The 20,270-nt window shown below is 31.5% G+C and carries 16 protein-coding genes; 15 read left to right on the top strand and 1 reads right to left on the bottom strand.

Annotated elements, in window-relative coordinates:
* Nucleotides 1-178 precede the first annotated feature (178 nt).
* Complete coding sequence (locus tag AC1Q7N_RS05530; RefSeq protein WP_002456722.1) at nt 179-2,512, top strand: CDP-glycerol glycerophosphotransferase family protein; 2,334 nt, start codon at nt 179-181, stop codon at nt 2,510-2,512.
* Nucleotides 2,513-2,702: 190 nt separating this feature from the next.
* Complete coding sequence (locus AC1Q7N_RS05535) at nt 2,703-4,247, top strand: NAD(P)H-binding protein (protein WP_002489712.1); 1,545 nt, start codon at nt 2,703-2,705, stop codon at nt 4,245-4,247.
* 122 nt (nt 4,248-4,369) lie between these two features.
* On the opposite strand, the gene AC1Q7N_RS05540 is transcribed toward AC1Q7N_RS05535, so the two are convergent.
* Nucleotides 4,370-5,839: an alkaline phosphatase gene (locus AC1Q7N_RS05540; protein WP_002456720.1), complete on the bottom strand. Its 1,470-nt coding sequence runs from the start codon at nt 5,837-5,839 to the stop codon at nt 4,370-4,372.
* A 296-nt stretch (nt 5,840-6,135) separates the two neighbouring features.
* On the opposite strand from AC1Q7N_RS05540, the gene AC1Q7N_RS05545 reads away from it, so the two are divergent.
* The 13 genes from AC1Q7N_RS05545 (at nt 6,136) to AC1Q7N_RS05605 (ending at nt 20,259) form a co-directional block, all read left to right on the top strand.
* Nucleotides 6,136-6,315 (top strand): hypothetical protein, encoded by a 180-nt coding sequence (locus AC1Q7N_RS05545; protein ID WP_002456719.1) that lies wholly within the window; start codon nt 6,136-6,138, stop codon nt 6,313-6,315.
* 30 nt (nt 6,316-6,345) lie between these two features.
* Nucleotides 6,346-7,011, top strand: coding sequence for a response regulator transcription factor (locus tag AC1Q7N_RS05550; protein ID WP_001830679.1), 666 nt, complete (start codon nt 6,346-6,348; stop codon nt 7,009-7,011).
* 5 nt (nt 7,012-7,016) lie between these two features.
* A complete protein-coding gene (locus AC1Q7N_RS05555; RefSeq protein ID WP_002456718.1) occupies nt 7,017-7,913 on the top strand; it encodes a sensor histidine kinase in 897 nt (298 codons plus the stop codon).
* A gap of 110 nt (nt 7,914-8,023) precedes the next feature.
* The gene (locus AC1Q7N_RS05560; protein WP_002456717.1) at nt 8,024-8,773 is read left to right on the top strand and encodes an ABC transporter ATP-binding protein; all 750 of its coding nucleotides are present in this window, start codon (nt 8,024-8,026) and stop codon (nt 8,771-8,773) included.
* 1 nt (nt 8,774) lies between these two features.
* Nucleotides 8,775-10,787 (top strand): ABC transporter permease, encoded by a 2,013-nt coding sequence (locus AC1Q7N_RS05565; protein WP_002470142.1) that lies wholly within the window; start codon nt 8,775-8,777, stop codon nt 10,785-10,787.
* A 103-nt stretch (nt 10,788-10,890) separates the two neighbouring features.
* On the top strand, nt 10,891-11,481 hold the full coding sequence (locus AC1Q7N_RS05570) for a DUF4064 domain-containing protein (RefSeq protein WP_049387480.1): 591 nt from the start codon (nt 10,891-10,893) through the stop codon (nt 11,479-11,481).
* Nucleotides 11,482-12,003: 522 nt separating this feature from the next.
* On the top strand, nt 12,004-13,596 hold the full coding sequence (locus tag AC1Q7N_RS05575; RefSeq protein WP_049387479.1) for a solute:sodium symporter family transporter: 1,593 nt from the start codon (nt 12,004-12,006) through the stop codon (nt 13,594-13,596).
* Nucleotides 13,597-13,723: 127 nt separating this feature from the next.
* Nucleotides 13,724-14,908 carry a hypothetical protein gene (locus tag AC1Q7N_RS05580; protein WP_002456713.1) on the top strand — a complete coding sequence of 395 codons (1,185 nt, stop codon included), beginning with the start codon at nt 13,724-13,726 and terminating at the stop codon, nt 14,906-14,908.
* Entirely contained in the window at nt 14,905-16,014 is a 1,110-nt protein-coding gene (locus AC1Q7N_RS05585; RefSeq protein ID WP_001830606.1) for a hypothetical protein, read from the top strand. Before AC1Q7N_RS05580 ends, AC1Q7N_RS05585 begins: the two co-directional genes overlap by 4 nt.
* A gap of 144 nt (nt 16,015-16,158) precedes the next feature.
* Nucleotides 16,159-17,484, top strand: coding sequence for a PrsW family glutamic-type intramembrane protease (locus tag AC1Q7N_RS05590; protein ID WP_002467821.1), 1,326 nt, complete (start codon nt 16,159-16,161; stop codon nt 17,482-17,484).
* A gap of 5 nt (nt 17,485-17,489) precedes the next feature.
* Complete coding sequence (locus AC1Q7N_RS05595) at nt 17,490-18,239, top strand: zinc-ribbon domain-containing protein (RefSeq protein ID WP_002456711.1); 750 nt, start codon at nt 17,490-17,492, stop codon at nt 18,237-18,239.
* A gap of 219 nt (nt 18,240-18,458) precedes the next feature.
* Complete coding sequence (locus tag AC1Q7N_RS05600; RefSeq protein ID WP_002467790.1) at nt 18,459-18,899, top strand: MarR family winged helix-turn-helix transcriptional regulator; 441 nt, start codon at nt 18,459-18,461, stop codon at nt 18,897-18,899.
* 16 nt (nt 18,900-18,915) lie between these two features.
* Entirely contained in the window at nt 18,916-20,259 is a 1,344-nt protein-coding gene (locus tag AC1Q7N_RS05605; protein WP_002456709.1) for a dihydrolipoyl dehydrogenase family protein, read from the top strand.
* Nucleotides 20,260-20,270 lie beyond the last annotated feature (11 nt).

Below are 20,270 nucleotides of genomic sequence, written 5' to 3' on the forward strand. Positions count from 1 at the left end.
TATGAAGACACGACTAGGTCGATTGCGACCATGTCGTGTCTTTTTTATTTTTAAAATTCAAAATTATTTTAATTATATACAAAGTAGATAAAATTCCAAATATTAAGTATAATATCTTTCGCGAGTTCTACATATTAAAGATGAAATAATTTAATGTATTTGGGAAGTGAGATATTAAATGAAGATTAACATATTTGGATATAATATCTTCGCCAAGGGCGGAACATCAAGAAGTAATATTAACTTAGTGAAAAGCTTATTAGAAATTGGACATGAGGTACACTACTTTAATTATCAGGACTATAATAAAAGTGATATCACAAAACTAATTATTTACGAAGGTTTGAGCACAAAGCATCTTCATATTCATCAATTTAATAGTGGAAAAGAACTTGCTCATGGAGACCTACTTATAATTACTAGAGAAACCTTTTTTAATCATGCATATCTAGTTAAAAAATTAAATAGCAAGATTAAGATTGTTGGTGAAATACATGGTCCATTGGAATATATTAATGAGAATATAGATTTAGCATTAGACTGTATTGATTGTGTTCGAGTGAGTACAGCTAGAATTAAAAATGAATTTATAGCTAAATATGACTATCATCGGGTTTTTAATCAATACGTAAATGCACAACATATCGATTTAAAATCAGAGCCGATAAATACTAAACGAAATTTTTTAATTAAAGCACGTTTTGAGGATGAAGTTAAAGATATTTCATATATTATTAAATTGTTTAATTACATCATTAAAAACCAAATTGTTGATGATGCTCAACTTTATTTAATAGGATATGGTCCTTCAGAAATGCTTTACAAAAATTTGATAAATTACTATCATCTTAATGATTATATTCATATTAATGAAAAAGAACCACAGAGTTATATTTATGTATCTAGTTCGCCATATGAAACGCTCGGCTATTCTATATTAGAAACGATTGCACAGGGTAATAAAGCTCTAGTTTACTATGGTGATGATAACGTGTTAAAGGATATCTATGCACCATATGAAGCGATACGTTTTTTAACCAAAGATATGATTAAAGATAGTAAAATAATTAAAGACTTTCTAAACTATAAATATAGTCACTGTGATCGACAAAAAGATTATCGACAGTTGAAAAGTACGTTTAAATGCATTAATTATGGACAGGAATTTTTAAATAATGTTGAAACTTTCTCTTCATCTCAACATGTAAAAGTGAAGAAAATTCATCGACATCTCGGTAGTGAAAAACAAATAGATATAGCAAGTCGTTTAAAAGAGAGTCGTTGGATGAATTTAATTAGAAAAAATAAATATTTATTTAATAAATGTAAAACGTACTATGAAAAAAGAACGCATATGAGCTATATCAAAAATTTAAATCAAATACCTGTAGACGACGATTCAATATTTATAGAGTCTTTCCATGGCAAGAATTTTAGTGGAGATCCTAAATATATTGCTCTTGCTATTAAGAGACAGTATGATCATAAAAAAATATATGTGAGTTCAACCAATTCACTTGTTGATATGGAAATCAAACGTTACGGTTTTACACCTGTTCGATTTGGAAGCGAGAAATATATTAAAACGTTTAGAAAGTGTAAGTATGTTTTTATCAATGGTAACTCGTGGGATAAAGTGTACAAGTCTTCAGATCAGATATTTATTCAAACATGGCACGGTTTTCCATTAAAGAAAATGGTTAATGATTTAAATGAACAACATGAAAGACAACAACAACTAGAGGCATTCATACCACGCATGAAAAAATGGGATTACATTTTGACATCATCAGATATTAATACGACGTTGTTGGAATCTGCTTTTATGCTAAATAAAAATCCAAATCTTAAAGTTCTAGAATACGGCGCACCTAAGAATGAATATTTAATAAATAATAATAATTTACAAGAGCGCCAGCAGTTACAGCTTAAATATATGTATAAGATAGATGATGATAAAAAATATATATTATATTGTCCCACTTGGAGGGAAAATCAAAGAAAAGAAGTCACTCAGATTAATTTAAAAGATTTACTTAAATATTTACCAGAGAATTATGAGATTATTGTGAAACTTCATCCTAATGAAAGTCATTTAAGAACCAGATATAATCAAATAGATAATCGAATTCACTGTTATTTCAATGAACTTGTTGATATTCAAGAACTGTATATTCTGAGTGAATGTATGATTACAGATTACTCGTCGACCATTTTTGACTATATACATTTAAACAAGCCAGTCTTTATTCTTCAAGAAGACGAGCAACAATATAAACAAAGTGTTGGTTTTTATTTTGATTTGTTTGAAGTGGGTGATTTTCTTAAAGCCTCTTTAAATGAACGCATGTTAGCTAAACAAATTTGTAGCACTGATTATATAAATTATTCAAAAGTGGTTCATCGTTTGATGAAACAAGATAGTTCGAAAAGCAGTGAAAAGTTAATGGCCGAAATTCTTGGGGAACCAGAATATCCAAGTTCATCAAACTGCAAACAACAGATTTCTTAAAGAAAGTTGTTATTTACCGGGAAATAATATAATTATGGGTACTTTGAGACAAGAATCATGTGACTCTTGTCTCAGTTTCATATTTTTGGGTAAACATTTAACATATAGCAATGATAACCAATACAAATTTAATAAGTATACAATCTAACTATTTTTATAGAACATTAAAACACATTCTAGGGGGGAGTGCATGTCTAAAATTTTACTAACTGGTGCATCAGGTTATATTGGTAGCCATCTCAAGAATAAATTAAAAAAAGATCATGAAGTGATAGCTATATCCAGAAATACTCATAATAAAACGGATGAAGAAAATGTCACGTGGAAGTCAGCAGACTTATTTGATTTGGACGAAATTACAAAAGTAATGAAAGATGTAGATACAGCGATATATTTAGTACACTCTATGATGCCATCAGCAAAATTAACGCAGGCTAGCTTTGAAGATATGGATGCATTGTTAGCAGATAATTTTGCGCGTGCGGCGCAAAAGCAGGGTGTTAAGCATATTGTCTACATGAGTGGTTTAATACCAGAAAATGATGAGCTATCTGCACATTTAAGAAGTCGACTTGAATGTGAAAAAATTCTTGGTGATTACGGTATACCAGTTAGCACATTACGTGCAGGTTTAATTATTGGTGCAAAAGGAAGTTCTTATCCAATTCTTAAACGACTAGTTAAGAGATTGCCAGCAATGGTTTTGCCTAGTTGGGCTTACAATAAAATTGCACCTGTTGCCATTGACGATGTGATAGATGGTTTAGCAGCATTGGTGAATCGAACACCCAAAGATAACGAAGCAATTGATATCACAGGTCCTGAAGTGATGAATTATAAAACGCTGATACAGCGCACAGCTAACGTACTTGATAAGCGACTGCCTATGCTTGATTTACCTATTATACCCATTATCGTAAGTCGGTATTGGGTACAACTGATTTCAAATGTACCGAAAGAAATGGTATATCCATTAATGAATAGTTTAACTCACGATATGGTACCACATCGAAAACGCGTTGTGTCTAACTTGTCCGTAGGAAATATCACCTTTGAAGATAGTGTGAAAAGAGCACTAAGAGAAGAACAAAAGACTTCTAAGAAAAAGTCGGATTCGAAAAATTCTCAATCATTTGGGCGTATGCATCAAGAAATTAAAGATGTACGAGCCATTACACGGTTTAAAATTCCGGAAGGTTATTCGATTAAAGATGTGACTAAAGAATATGCAAAATTCATCAATAATATCACACTACATCTCGTTAAAGGTACGATAAATGAACGAGAATTTAATATGAATTTGCCCTTCATTAATAAATTTATTTTAAAAATGGAACGTGATGAAGCTGACTCTACAGAAGATATGGTGGTATATAATATTGTGGGTGGCGATTTAGCACATTCAAATGATGGTGGAAATGCACGCTTTGAATTCCGAAGAATAAGAAACACCAATGAGGGTATTATTGCTTTACAAGAATATGAACCTACATTACCTTGGGTAGTATATAAACTAACTCAAGCTAAAGCACACAAGACTGTTATGAATATTTTTAAAAATAAAATGGCACGTTTATCGCAACAAAAAAATGTGAAAGATGAAACATATATGTCTAATCGTGTAACTATTGGAGTAACAGTAGCATCAGCGTTCGTTATTGGAAGCGCAGTAGGGTTCCAACTTTTTAAAAAGCATCAAATCAAAAAGAACACAATGTCGAATGCAGAATTATAAGCATTTTATATTTAATTGTTATTACATCTTATGTGTATAAAATATATCATTTACATGATAAAGGGACAGTGGTCATGACGACGACTGTCCCTTTCTTATTATATTAAATTTAAACTTTATAATTAATTTTGATTTGATGTTACATTGTTTCCGAAAAAGTCAAATAAGTTTTTAGCGCTTTGGGTATTTTCCATATTCCCTTTGAATTTGTTAGAACCTGGCCCATATGCATATGTGTTAACATCTACACCTGTATGGCCATTGGTTGTCCAACCTGTGTGTGAAGCATCGTTAATTGGTTTTTGAATTGCATTTTGTAATTTTGTTGTTTGTTCTACAACTTTTTCGTCTTTGTCATCTTTACCTTCTTTTTGTAATTTGTGAAGCTCGTCTGCTGCTTTTTTGACTTTATCGAGTTGTTTATTTGGGAAATCAATACCGTATCCATCTTTAATTACTTTTTCAGGATCTTTTCCATCAGCGATTTGTTTTGTCATATACATTCCAGAATGTTTCATCTTGTGAATAGCCTCTGGATTCCATTTATAATCTTTACCTTTTGCGGTTGATAGACCGCCAGTTGAGTGGTCTGCAGTTGCTACAACAAGTGTATCTTTATGTGTCTTTGCATAATTAATAGCATTATCAAAAGCAGTTTCGAAACCAGACATTTCAGACATCACACCAGTGATATCATTAGGGTGGGCAGCTTTATCAATTGAAGCACCCTCAACCATTAAAAAGAATCCTTTATTATTTTTACTTAATTTATTTAGTGCACTGTTTTGCATGTCTACTAGCAACGGATTAGATTGAGGTGCATCTATTTGTAATGGCATATCTTTTTCTGAGAAAGTACCTAAAACTTGCTTGCTTTGTGATTGATTTAATTCATCTTTATTAGAAACGATATCATAACCATCTTTTTTGAATTTTTTCGCTAAATTTTTATTTTCTTTACCGAAGTATTTTGCACCGCCACCTAACATCACATCGACTTTATGTTTACCATTTATTTTATCATTATAAAATTGCTGTGCAATTTCATCTTTTTTGTCGCGTGAATCTACATGAGCAGCATATACAGCAGGTGTTGCATCAGTAAGTTCAGCAGTAGTTACTAAACCAGTTGATTTTCCTTGTTCTTTAGCTTGTTCTAGCACAGATTTAATTGGTTTTTTATTTGTATCAACACTAATCGCACCGTTATATGTTTTGTGACCGGTACTAAAAGCTGTTCCTCCAGCAGCAGAGTCTGTAACATTTTCTTTAGGATCATTAGAATAAGTACGATTTGTTCCTTTTAGATATTTATCGAATGCAGTTGGAGTCATTTTCTTAGCACCAGGCTTATTTTTATAATAACGATATGCAGTGTTAAAAGAAGGTCCCATACCATCGCCAACCATGAAGATGACATTTTTTGGATTTTTTGTGTTGCCGAAAGCAATGGCATCGTTTTGTGTTTGCTTAGTTTGAGCACTTTGTTCTGAGCTACCTGAAGCATATGATACGTTTACCGTACTTAAAACGGATGCTGCTACGATTGATGAAGCAAGCGTCGTCTTACCCATTTTGTTCATAAATTTCATAAATAAATTGCCTCCCAATATGTATGATAATTTAAGTATAGAAGACAAACTTTGACTGAGAGTTAGTTTTTAGTAAATATAATGTAAAGTAATATTATTTTTACATATTATAAAATTTTATCACTTAAATAAAATGTATGACTCTATATTCGATGTTCGTTTATATCTCTCAAAGTTATAATATTGTTAAAATAATAGCATCATGACAATGTATTTCCTATTAATAAACATGTAAAATAATCTATAATAGGTATCATAATTATTGGGAGCTAGAGACCCTAAGAGAAGGTGAGACAATGATATTTGTAATGTTATCTCCAATATTAATTATTTTGTTTATTGTACTAAGCGTATTAGAAGAAAAACGTAGAAAGAAAAATTCAAAAGAACAAAATTCGAATCATGTAGATCAGCAACAACATGATTATATCGACAAAGAACAACAACAAAATAAAAATTCAAATGATGATAAATAAGAGTGAAAAGATAGTGAAAGGTGAACATATATGAAGATTTTCATTGTAGAAGACGATTTAGTGATTGCTGAAAGTTTAGCTAATGAGCTATCTAAATGGAATTATGAGGTGCATGTGGTTGATAATTTTGAAAAGATAATGGAAGATTTTCGCCGAGTAGAACCACAACTCGTATTATTAGATATCAATCTACCAACACTTAATGGCTTCCATTGGTGCCAAGAAATGCGAAAAGTATCTCATGTGCCTATTATGTTTATTAGTTCAAGAACAGATAATATGGATCAAATTCTGGCTATCCAAATGGGTGGCGATGATTTTATCGAGAAACCATTTAACTTGTCTTTAACAGTAGCTAAAATTCAGGCACTATTGCGTCGCACTTATGATTTATCAATAGCTCGTGATGAAATAGCTGTTAAAGGTTGTAAACTAATTGTTGATGAGGCCAAGCTTAGCAAGGATAATGAACATGTTCAACTTTCCTTAACAGAGCTACAGATATTAAAATTGTTATTTCAAAATGAAAATAAATATGTAAGTCGTACAGCTTTAATTGAGAAGTGTTGGGAGTCTGAGAATTTTATTGATGATAATACGCTCGCAGTAAATATGACACGATTACGAAAAAAATTACTTTCTATCGGTGTCGATGATTTAATTGAGACAAAGAAAAATGTAGGATACAGGGTTTGAGACATATGAAGTTTGCATATATTCAATCGATTCGTAATGAGATTTCAATTATTTTAATAATTCTATTATTTTTTGCACTTATATTTTATGTGTTTTCTTTACCTTTTGATGCATACGTACTAGCAATCAGTATAATATTACTATTGATGTGTGTACGTTGGTGGATAAAGTATTTAAGTTTTAAAAAGAATGAACATCTTAAAGATAAAGTAGCATATTTAGAACATGAGTTAGCACATGTTAAGAATCAGCAAATTGAATATCGTAACGATGTTGAAAGTTATTTTTTAACATGGGTACATCAAATTAAAACACCTATCACTGCCTCACAATTACTTTTGGAGAGAAACGAGGAGAATGTAGTTAATCGTGTTCGACAAGAAATTGTGCACATTGATAATTATACAAGTCTCGCATTAAGTTATTTAAAATTATTAAATGAAGAGTCAGATATGACAATTACCAAAGTGACAGTTGATGATTTGATTCGCCCGTTGATTTTAAAATATAGAATTCAGTTTATTGAACAAAAGACGCAAATCCATTATGAAAAAAGTGAGGACATTATTTTAACCGATGCACAATGGGCTTCTATAATGATAGAGCAACTTTTAAATAATGCTTTAAAATATGCTAAAGGTAAAGATATTTGGATAGATTTTGATGTTGCCAATCAAACTCTACAGATTAAAGATAATGGTATTGGGATTAGTAAAGCAGATATTCCTAAAATTTTTGATAAAGGATACTCAGGATTTAACGGTAGATTGAATGAACAATCAACTGGTATAGGTCTATTTATAGTGCAACACATTGCAAATCATTTAAATATACAAGTAACTGTACAATCAGAGTTGAATCATGGGACAGTATTTTTTATACATTTTACTAAAGAAAAATAATAAACTTTCAAAATTGTAAGTTTGCCAATGATATTTGTAAGATTTCATGAATGTTATTGGCATTCTTTTTATTTTATGATGTAGTAGAAGGGTAGAAAGGAGTTTGCATAGTGTTATTAGAGGTTAAAAATGTAAAAAAAGTCTATGGCAGAGGTATGAACACGACAATGGCTTTAAATCAAATGAACCTTGAAATTGATGAAAATGAATTTGTAGCAATCATGGGCGAGTCAGGTTCAGGTAAATCTACATTACTCAATTTAATTGCTACTTTTGATCGTACAACTGAAGGATTAATAAAGTTAGACGAGTTGCCGCTTAATCAATTGAAGAATAAAGACATTGCACGCTTTCGCAGAGAAATGATGGGATTTGTGTTTCAAGATTTTAATGTGTTGAATACGATGTCGAACAAAGATAATATTTTGATGCCTCTTGTACTTGCAAATGAACGTCCGAAAATAATGCAAAAACGCTTAATGGAAATAAGTGAACAATTAGGAATTGAAGACTTGCTTGAAAAATATCCGTCTGAAATATCTGGGGGACAAAAACAACGGATAGCTATAGCCCGTGCGTTGATAGCACGACCTAAATTATTATTAGCTGATGAACCCACTGGTGCACTTGATTCAAAAACCTCTAAAAACCTTATGTGTTTATTTCGAAAAATTAATCAAAAGCATCAAACTATATTAATGGTGACACATTCAAATATTGACGCGTCATATGCGAACCGTGTCATCTTCATCAAAGATGGTCGTTTGTATCATGAGATTTATCGTGGTGAAGAATCGCAAACAGATTATCAAAAGCGTATTGCCGATAGTTTGGCCATATTGAATGGAGTAGGTGACTAATATGACTTTCAAGATTTTGTGGAAAATGATTAAACAAAATTTTGTTAATCAACGTCATATCATTGTTCCATTTATTAGCGTAATAAGTATTTTATTCGGTATTGAATACATATTGTTATCGTTAACAACCAACATTTACTTTAATGAGCATCATCCTGAATTAAAAATATCTGCGATTATTGGAATAGTGTTTATGACGATGTTATTATTCATATTTTTAATTTATGCAAATCACTTTGTTATGAATCATAGGAAAAAGGAATTTGCCTTAAATATGGCTCTTGGTATGGAGAAAAAACATCTAAGACTCATCATCTTGATTGAACTTTTCATTCAATTTATTATATCTGCAATCTTGAGCATTGTTGGAGGTTACTTATTTGGTGAGCTCTTTTTTATGTTATTTAATAAAATAGTTAATACGCATCAACCTCAGTTGTCAGATTATCCATTTGATGTTTTGTCAATGAAAATCACATTAACCATGCTACTCAGTTTGATGATCATATTGTTTGTTATTAACAATTTTAAAATATCATTTAAAAACTCCTTACAGTTATTGATTAAAAATAAAAGTAAGACGCATGAAAAGTCACGTGTACGGTTAATAATATTTTTAATTTTAGGATTAATTTTTATAGGGATTGGCTATTATTTAGCTATAAAACCTAACACGGCTATCGGTTCCTTGGGGATTATATTTTTTGCGATTTTGTCAACGCTTATCGGTACCTATTTGCTCTTTGTTAGCTTAGGATCAATAGTTTTAGAAATGTTACAAAAATTAGATCATTATTATTATAAACCCAATCATTTTTTCTTTATTGCAGGACTCAAATCACGCGTAAAATCTAGTGCGATTGGTTTAGCTACGATTTCATTTATGTGTACATTTCTGATTGTTACGTTAAGTATGACAGTCTCAACTTATAGAAATATGGATCATAGGTTTGAATTTGCATTTAAAAATGATTACGCAGGTTATTATATTGGTGATTTTCATAAAGATAGCAAAATTCAACGTAAGATAGAAAATTTAAAAAAAGATATTCGCCAAGAAGTTCCAACTGGTCAATTTAAAATCTATGCACGAGGTATGGTTGGAGCGGAATTGCAGGGAGGCTTAAAACATAAAAAGCTAAAAAGACAAACTGTATCGAGTGGTTTATTTAATTTTGGAAATAAGCAAAAATTCAACTCTTTTATTTCTATATATAATAAAAGTGATTATAATAAAAACAATAAAAAAATAAAATTAGATGATGATGAAATTGCAATAAGTACAAGTGTGTCATTATTTAAAAAAATGAAAACGCTCAATATATTCGGGAAAACATACAGAGTTAAATATATTGAGTCGACAAATATAGATAACTTACTCTATGCAGATGGTATAACTTTAATTGTGAATCAACAACAACTGATGGATCGTATTGTTAATGAATATCGTAATCACAATGATGAAAATTTAATCATCACTCCTAATCAAGTCCAAACTGCGGTTGAATTTAATGTATTAAAAGAAAAGGATAAGTTGAATCATCGTATTAAGAAAATAGGTGTTCAACACGATATTGAATTTCAAGTGAAAAAACAAAACCTATTGATGTGGAAACAAGTCAACTCAAGTTTAATTTTTGTAGGAAGTGTTGTATCTCTAGTTTTATTAATAGGTATATTTCTTATGATGTATTATAAACAAGTTTCAGAAGGACATGAAGATAGAGATGCATATATAACGATGAAACAACTAGGATTAGATGAAATTTTAATCAAAAAAACAATTAATAAACAAGTAATATGGGTATTTCTTATTCCTGTAATTGTTGCAATTATACATACGCTAGCTGCTTTTCGTATCATATACTCTGTATTAGGAATCGTTGGTCAATATGATTTGGGACTGTATGCTACTAGTTACGTAGGTGTGATAGTTGTATTTATTATTTTTTATTCAATGATGTACTGGATTACTTCTAGAATTTATTATACGATGATAAATGATAAGCATTAATATTTATATATTTTAAGAAAGATAAATTACAATATATCTAATTTAATGCATATATTTAAAAAAAATAGGGAATTAAATGAATAGGTGAAAAGGATGAACAAGAATGATACAACGTAAAGGTGAATTAATACTTTCATGGATTGGCAATGGATTACATCTGTTGTATGTATTTTTAGTAGGCATATTTTTCATAATGACACAAACAAGTGATTTTAAAAATGGGATGATTCAAGGATTTATAGAAGAAAATCCGGGGGAATATGATTTAGCATACCAAACTTATAACTTGATGTTAGGTTTAGGTGTTGTCCTCATTATTATACTTCTCATTTTATTAATTGTATCAATAGTTGCCGCTATTTTAATTGGCAAAAATGCCAAAGTATCAGGAATATTACTTGTTATTACAGGAATCATTGGTCTCTTTTTAAGTTTTATTGCTGGTGCCTTATGGTTAATAGCAGGTATCATGCTTTTAGTACGTAAACCACAAACACAAAATGACCAAATCAATTCTCAATATAGTAATGACATACATTCACATGTTGTGCCAGAAGAAAAGAAACGTGAACAACAACAATATAATATGAATGAACCACATATTGGTCAAACATCAACATCTCATCATGATCACGCATTGAATGATCAAAATAAACGAGAAAACCATAATCATGATAATCAACCATACAAATAGTACAAATGTATTAAAGGTTGGATACTTATATCATATGTTTTAATGTTTGAAACTTTTATTATAAATAAATGAATTGAAAAATGCTTGTTGCTGACTGTTTCGAATCATAGTCAGTTGTAAGGGAGCGAGACGACGAATCTGAAAAGAATCGGTCTCGCTTTTTTAGTATAAAAATTTAATTATTATTTTAAAATGATAAAGTGATTTCTATAGTTAAATTTAGTGCGAGGATACTTTAAAAAATTATATGGAAAAAATGTCGCTATTACAAAATGTTCTAAAGCGCACAATTCAATTTAAAAACAAAAAAGAAGTTTTAAAATTTATATTTCTGTCTATATATGAGTTGTGCACGAAATGACAAACGCAATTCACATATGAAATATTTATCACTTTACAATAATATGTTGTTAAGTTGATGTAGATAAATTCATTGTTTTACGTATAAGTCACTATCATTGTTTTTTAGGATTCATTTTAATTATATCCAATCGACTAAAGTGAAAAGGAGGAACATATTAAATGAATTGGATATCGATTATTTTATTTATTATGGTCGTAGGTGGCATTTCTTTTTATGCCTATTTGCAATCAAGAAAAATTAAAACGAATAGTTCAGATGGTTATTTTATGGGAGGAAATAGCCTTACTGGATTTACAGTTGCCTCTACAATTATCATGACCAATTTGTCGACAGAACAAATTGTTGGGCAAAATGGTCAAAGCTATGCACAAGGAATGGAAGTAATGGCTTGGGAGGTTACGGCTGCCGTAGCAGTTGTATTGTTGGCCTGGGTCTTTCTTCCTAAATATCTAAAATACGGTGTTAATACAATTTCTGAGTTTTTGGAATTACGTTATGATACATTTACTAAACGTTTTGTCTCCATTTTATTTATCTTTACCTATGTCGTATCTTTCTTGCCTGTAGTATTGTATTCTGGTTCCCTAGTGTTCAATAAAATGTTTAAAGTTGATGAATACTTAGGTGTAAGTAGTTCAACTGCTGTCATTATTATTTCATCTATTATTGGTATAATTGGCATTATTTACTTATTTATAGGTGGTTTATCGTTAAGTGCTTTTAGTGATTCGATTTATGGCATGGCTTTAATTATAGCTGGACTTGCGATTACAATATTAGGTCTGGGTCAATTAGGAGATGGCAACTTCCTACATGGCTTCGACAAAATCGTGCAAGACACGCCTGAGAAATTGAATGGTTTTGGTAAGGTGGACTCGGATGTTGTACCTTGGCCAACCCTATTCTTCGGTATGTTCTTTAACAATTTATTCTTCTGGTGCGCAAACCAGATGATAGTTCAAAAAGCACTCGCAGCTAAAAATTTAAAAGAATCTCAAAAAGGTGCAATATATTTAAGCTTATTTAAAGTGTTCGGACCTTTATTTACAGTCTTACCAGGCGTAGTAGCATTTAACTATTTTAATGGTAGTCTTGATAAATCAGATAACGCTTACCCTGCACTTGTAACTTCAGTATTACCAGAATGGGCATTCGGCTTATTTGGTGCGGTTATTTTTGGTGCAATATTGAGCTCATTTGTTGGCTCATTGAATAGTACAACTACACTATTAACACTCGATTTCTATAAACCTATTTTTGGAAAAAATAAATCAGATAAACATATTGCTCGAGTAGGCCATATTGCTACTGTAGTCATTGGAGTTATTGTTGTAGCACTTGCACCAGTCATCACATTATTCCCTAGTGGTCTTTATGCAGTAGTTCAACAGTTTAATGGTGTGTATAGTATGCCAGTGCTAGCTTTAATTTTAATCGCTTTCTTTTCTAAACGCACATCTAAATTGGGCGCTAAAGTGACACTCTTCACACATATAATTTTATACGCTATAATCAGCTTTGTATTTACAGAAATTAATTATCTATACACATTTAGTGTATTATTCTTTGTAGATTTAATTATTATTTTGATTTTTAACAAAGTTAAACTATCTAGTGAGTTTGATTTAAGCACGCACCAACCGAAAGTAGATATGACGCCATGGAAATATCGTTACGTTGCAGGTATTATTGTTCTTGCTTTAGTAGTAGTAAGTTATATTATCTTCTCACCACTCGTGTTGGCAAAATAAATGTTACAATTAAAACTTAATGAGTAAGAAAATAAAAGTGTACGTTAAGGACGTTTATCAGCGTGATCACGTGCACTTTAACTATGAATAAAGTTGATTTAAAAATTAGAAAGGAGGGACAACGACGATGCAAACAGTCGGAATTATACCTTCGCCAGGTATAGCACATCAACATGCAAAAAAAATAATTCCAAATGTTAAACAGTTATTGTCAAAGCGGACTAAACATAGTCAATGGAATTTCGACATCAAAGTCGATCTCATGATAGGATCTGCAGAGGATGTACATGAAAGTGTTGAAAAAGCAGCACAAATTAAAGAGGAACATCAGTGGGATTACGTTGTTTGTCTGACAGATTTGCCTAGTATTTCAGATAATAAAGTGGTTGTCAGCGACTTTAATAGTGACAAACATGTTGCAATGCTATCATTACCGTCACTAGGTTTTATTGATTTGAAGCGCAAGCTAGTTAAAACGATGACTTCATTGATTGAACAATTATATTATAATCAACCGAAAGACAAAAATGCGCCACATCCTTTTGTACGCGTGAAGGCTGTAGAACCTGACGAAGACGCCACATCAAAACAACGATATATTAATATTTTATTTATCATAAGTTGGATTCAGTTAATTGGTGGACTGACACGAGCAAATCAGCCTTGGAAAAACATCTTTAATTTTAAGAAAATCATTTCAGTTGCCTTTGCAACAGGAACTTATGTCTCAATATTTTCAATGCCATGGGAATTAAGCGTGATTTATTCACCGCTTCGACTTATCATATTGATGGTGATTGCTATACTTGGGATGGCTGGATGGCTATTCTATGCGCATCAATTGATTGAAAAGAAAACTGCTAAATCTCAGCGTGTATATCGATATATTTATAATTCAACCACACTTGTTACACTAAGTTTGATTACACTCATAAATTATGTCATTTTATATTTATTGTTAATCATCAGTATTACACTCTTTGTCCCTGTGGAATTATTTAATAGTTGGACGAGTGCCCAATCACAATTTACGTTCTCAAATTATATGAGATTGATTTGGTTTGTATCATCATTAGGACTTTTAGCTGGAGCTATGGGATCAACTGTTGAAAATGAAGAGAAAATACGTCGTATTACTTATTCTTATAGACAATATCATCGTTATAAAGAAGCTGAGCAAGAACAAAAAGAACAAGAAACTTCTCGTGATGTATCACAACAAAATGTCGAACAACAAACTTCAAGTAAAGATGAAAATAATGAACAATATGAAGGTAAAAAACAAGGACATAGAGAGGAGGATGACGCATGACAAATCAAAAAACTGTGGGTCTAGTCGTCGCTCCAGGTGTTACTGAACGCCTTGCAGAAAATCTCATACAAGAAATGCCTAAAATGTTATCTACGCATTATGATCATCAGCAAGAATGGATTTTTGATTTAGTTACTGATCCGCTTACTGGTTTTGCTGAATCTGTAGATGAAATTTTTGAGAAAGTAGCCGATTATCACGATAAGAGACAATGGGATTATGTGATAGCAATTACAGATTTACCGATGTTTGCTGACAAACAAGTGATGGCATTAGATATTAATATGGAAAATGGTGCAGCTATATTCTCATATCCGGCATTTGGCTGGCGTCCAGTAAAAAAACGTTTCAAGCATGCGATTTATAATATTATTCAAGAATTAAATGAAGCTGAACAAGAAAGTCGTAATTATGATAATAATAATCAAATAGAAAATTCAGTAAAAAAACAATTTCCGCTCTCTAAAATAGACAAAGAAACAATATATATGAAAGAAACAGACTCTTATCACTTAAGATATTTATCAAGTTCACGTTCTAGAGGCATGTTTCGCCTTGTTAGTGGAATGACATTTGCGAATAATCCATTAAATATGATGGCAAGTTTAAGTAATATAGTAGCTATTGCATTTACTACAGGTGCATTTGGACTTGTATTTACAACGATGTGGCAAATGGCTTATAACTTTTCAATGTGGCGTTTATTTGGAATTTCAATTATTGCGATTATTGGAATGCTAATATGGATAATGATGTCACATGATTTATGGGAACCAGTTAATAAAAGCAACCATAAGCGTATTACTTGGTTATACAATCTTACAACAATAATGACATTGATTTTTGCCATTATAATTTATTATATTATTCTTTATTTACTATTCTTAATTGCTGAAATCGTATTATTGCCATCAGGATTTTTAGGTCAGCAAGTTGGATTAAAAGGTCCTGCAGGCATTGATTTATATTTAAGTATTCCATGGTTTGCAGCTTCAATTTCGACAGTTGCAGGTGCAATAGGTGCTGGTTTACTTAATGATGAACTCATTAAAGAAAGCACATATGGATATCGTCAGCGTGTAAGATACGAAGAACAACGTCGATAAAAGCAGTCGCTTTTATCGACATTTTATTTTTGCAATACGAAATTTAACAGTTTATCTGTCATAGAATATAGCGATTTTATGAGAATTAATTTAAAATATTGATAACAACTTTTTTATAGAGATAACTTGAAAGTAGGGATTGAATTGATTTGTTCTAATTGTGGGGCACATTTAGAGAAGGATGATAAATTTTGTGTTAATTGTGGGCAGAGTGTGTTCGATAATCCAAAGACAAAAACTGAACATAATTTTAATAGTCAAGATAGACAATGTCCAAAGTGTCACAAAGTAGTAAATGTCGATGATAAGTTTTGTATCAATTGTGGTCATTCTCTTCAGCAAACATTATCAAATTCAAATGACAACATAGCATCACATACATATTCAAATACAAAACCTGAAATTGAAAATGAAACTGCAGATCATATTCGATTGACAGAAGAAGCCAAGCATCTATTTAATAACACAACGAAATCAATAGGTAGGCTAGCAGGGAATGATGAAAGTTTAAAATTAAATTTGCGTGACATGTTTTCTGAGGTGTTTAAATCTCACACCAAAGATGAAGCGGATGATGTATTTATTGCTGGAACAAAACGTACGACGCCACATATTAATGAAGTTTCCGAGGAGTGGGGAAGACCTTGGGTGTTCTCACGTGTATTTTTAGCTTTAGGTATCACTTTCCTAGCGTTATGGATATTAACAAATATATTTGGTAATGCCAATGCCATACCAGGTATGATATTTATTGGCGCACTATTAGTTCCTATTTCAGGATTAATCTTCTTCTTCGAATCTAATGCATTTAAAAACATTAGTATCTTTGATGTAATGAGGATGTTCTTTATTGGTGGTGTATTATCACTCATTAGTACAATGATTTTATATCAATTTGTTACATTTAGTACTGAATCGCAATATTATGGAATTATGACTATAACAGATGCGTTCATAGTAGGATTTGTTGAAGAGCTTGGAAAAGCAACTGTTGTTATTTTATTTATTAATTATTTAAAAACAAATAAAATACTCAATGGATTACTTATCGGTGCTGCTGTTGGTGCAGGGTTCGCGGTGTTTGAATCAGCTGGTTATATCTTTAGGTTTGGATTTAATTTATTTGATGGAGTTAATAATATTACTGAAATCACTATACAAAGAGGTTGGACAGCTTTAGGTAGTCACCTCGTTTGGGCAGCTATTGTTGGTGCTGCGGCAGTAATAGTGAAAGAAACAAAGCATTTCGAATGGGCGAATATCATCGATAAACGTTTTATATTTTTCTTTTTTGTGGCAGTGACATTACACGGAATATGGGATACGGAAATAACACTTTTAAGTAGTGGTTATTTAAAATATATCTTATTAATTATGATTGCATGGCTATTTATATTTATACTTATGAAAGCAGGGCTAACTCAGGTGAATCAGTTGCGTGATGAATACAATCGTTTAGAGGAAAGGTGATATAAATGAAATTCTGCCCTCATTGTGGAAATCCGATAAAAAAGGAACAGTCATTTTGTAATAAATGTGGAAAACATTTAAAGACATCGACACAAAGAAAAAGTGAAAATCAAATTGAACATATGCGTGAACAGCAATCGTATATTTCTTGTGAGGAAAGACAACATCATGATTCAACATTTTATAAAGAACAAAAACATACTGGTTGGCTAATTGTATTATCAATTATATTTGTCTTGTTGATAGCAGCGCTATTGTATGGTGCGTACTATACTTACAATCATTATATTAGTGATGAGCAAAGTCATCAAACAACACAGTCTCAGCAATCAAATGAAAGTGGTCAAAATAAGGATCAATCCACTGGTCCAAGCATTGATGTTTTTAGTGATGACTTTGATCAAGGTTATATGAAGTCAGCTTCAACAAGTGGATATAGAGGTGTTTATAATGGAATGACACGTGAAGAAGTTGAAGATAAATTTGGAACATCCAATGGTTCTGTAGAAAGTTTGAAGTGGAGTTACGAAAAATATGGTGATTTAGCTGTAGCCTACGATGATAATGAAGTTGTTAGCGTAGGTGTAGCACCTAATCATATTTCAGAAGATCAATTTTTAAGTATGTATAATGAACCGGATGATAGAAATTCAAGCCAACTCATTTATGATAGTAACAAAGATAATGACTTCTCTGTGTTAGCTAATGTTAAAAATGGATATGTTACTGTCATTGAAAATGTAAATCAAATTTAAATATAACGCTTATGGAAAGCCTAAGACCTCACAGAGTGTCTTGGGCTTTTTCTATGATTAGTGGTCAGGGTAGATTGGATATAGTATTATTCCAAGTCGCTTTAACTTTATAGTTGATGGTTTAATGAGAAAATTTTAATTGTGAGCATATATATTATGAATATATGCGAGTCATTTTATACTATAATCAATCGCGCACGATTGAAAAGAGGTGGAGATGTGAAACAAGAACAAATGAGGTTAGCGAATCAGCTTTGTTTTTCAGCATATAATGTAAGTCGTTTATTTGCTCAATTTTATGAGAAAAAGTTAAAACAGTTTGGTATAACTTATTCTCAGTATTTAGTATTACTGACGTTATGGGAAGAGAATCCTCAAACATTAAATTCAATTGGTAGACATTTGGATTTATCTAGTAATACTTTAACCCCCTTACTAAAAAGACTTGAGCAATCTGGCTGGGTTAAAAGAGAACGTCAACAATCTGATAAACGACAGTTGATAATTACGTTAACTGACAATGGGCAACAACAACAAGAAGCTGTTTTTGAAGCAATTTCAAGTTGCTTACCACAAGAATTTGATACGACTGAGTATGATGAAACGAAATATGTGTTTGAAGAACTAGAGCAAACATTAAAACATCTCATAGAAAAATAAGAAAGGATGAGTGTTAATGAAACAATATGATGTAGTATTTTTAGGAAGTGGTCATGCAGCTTGGCATGCTGCGTTAACATTAAAGCAAAGTGGTAAGCAAGTAGCTGTAGTTGAAAAAGATACCATCGCCGGTACATGTACTAACTATGGTTGTAATGCGAAAATTTTATTAGAGGGACCTTATGAAGTGCTTGAAGAAGCCAAACAATATCCTAATATTATTGATAGTCACAATTTAGAAGTGAATTGGAAGAATTTAATGCATTACAAAGAACAAGTCATTAATCCTATGTCTGAAACCCTCACATCGATGTTTGAACAACAGGGAATTGATGTAATCATGGGGAAAGGTAAACTTGTAGATGCTCATACAATAGAGGTAAATAATACAACTTTACAATCAGATTATATTGTTATAGCAACTGGACAACATAGTCATCAATTAGATATTGAGGGTAAAGAATATACGCATGATAGTCGGGAATTTTTATCAATGCAATCTTTACCGGATAGTATCACTTTTATTGGAGCAGGTATTATCAGTATTGAATTCGCTTCTATCATGATCAAATCAGGTGTAGAGGTTAATGTGGTTCATCATACAAATCATGCACTTGAAGGGTTTAACGAATCACACGTCAATAAATTAATTCAAAAGTTAAAAGATGAAGGTGTTAAATTTTACTTTAGTGAGAATACCAAGTCAGTTAAACCGAATGCACAACGTTTTATAGTAGAAACTGAGTCTGGAAAGATGATTGAAACAGATTATGTACTGGATGCAACCGGTAGAAAGCCTAATGTTCAGCAAATAGGTTTGGAAAAAGTGGGTATACTATTTAGTGATAGAGGTATTGAGGTTGACGATTATTTAAGAACAAATGTGAAAAATATATACGCAAGTGGGGACGTTATCAATAAAATGATTCCTAAACTTACTCCTACAGCTACATTTGAGTCTAATTATATCGCTGCCCATATCCTTGGATTGAATACAGATGCCATTCAGTATCCACCAATACCTTCAGTGCTTTATTCATTGCCTCGTTTATCTCAAATAGGTGTCACAGTTAGCGAGGCTAAGAAAGATGATACGTATATGATTAAAGATATACCATTCGGAAGACAAATGGTATTTGAGTATCAAAACGAAACAGAGGCTGAAATGTCAATTGTATTAGATAGTCACAAACGTTTAGTAGGAGCAGAGATTTATGGTAATGACGCTGGTGATTTGGTTAATCTCCTAGTCTTTATCATTAATCAAAAACTTACTGCACAAGACTTAAATAAAAATATTTTTGCATTTCCTGGAGCTTCTAGTGGCGTTATAGATTTATTGAAATTGGCAATGATGTAGAGGTGTATCTA

The organism is Staphylococcus sp. GW823-FHT05F06, from assembly GCF_058795495.1.

Coding starts and splice junctions, on each gene's coding strand:
- AC1Q7N_RS05555 (WP_002456718.1), top strand. CDS start 7,017: ATGAAGTTTGCATATATTCAATCGATTCGTAATGAGATTTCAATTATT.
- AC1Q7N_RS05540 (WP_002456720.1), bottom strand. CDS start 5,839: ATGAAATTTATGAACAAAATGGGTAAGACGACGCTTGCTTCATCAATC.
- AC1Q7N_RS05595 (WP_002456711.1), top strand. CDS start 17,490: ATGAAATTCTGCCCTCATTGTGGAAATCCGATAAAAAAGGAACAGTCA.
- AC1Q7N_RS05545 (WP_002456719.1), top strand. CDS start 6,136: ATGATATTTGTAATGTTATCTCCAATATTAATTATTTTGTTTATTGTA.
- AC1Q7N_RS05530 (WP_002456722.1), top strand. CDS start 179: ATGAAGATTAACATATTTGGATATAATATCTTCGCCAAGGGCGGAACA.
- AC1Q7N_RS05535 (WP_002489712.1), top strand. CDS start 2,703: ATGTCTAAAATTTTACTAACTGGTGCATCAGGTTATATTGGTAGCCAT.
- AC1Q7N_RS05605 (WP_002456709.1), top strand. CDS start 18,916: ATGAAACAATATGATGTAGTATTTTTAGGAAGTGGTCATGCAGCTTGG.
- AC1Q7N_RS05570 (WP_049387480.1), top strand. CDS start 10,891: ATGATACAACGTAAAGGTGAATTAATACTTTCATGGATTGGCAATGGA.
- AC1Q7N_RS05550 (WP_001830679.1), top strand. CDS start 6,346: ATGAAGATTTTCATTGTAGAAGACGATTTAGTGATTGCTGAAAGTTTA.
- AC1Q7N_RS05585 (WP_001830606.1), top strand. CDS start 14,905: ATGACAAATCAAAAAACTGTGGGTCTAGTCGTCGCTCCAGGTGTTACT.
- AC1Q7N_RS05580 (WP_002456713.1), top strand. CDS start 13,724: ATGCAAACAGTCGGAATTATACCTTCGCCAGGTATAGCACATCAACAT.
- AC1Q7N_RS05575 (WP_049387479.1), top strand. CDS start 12,004: ATGAATTGGATATCGATTATTTTATTTATTATGGTCGTAGGTGGCATT.
- AC1Q7N_RS05565 (WP_002470142.1), top strand. CDS start 8,775: ATGACTTTCAAGATTTTGTGGAAAATGATTAAACAAAATTTTGTTAAT.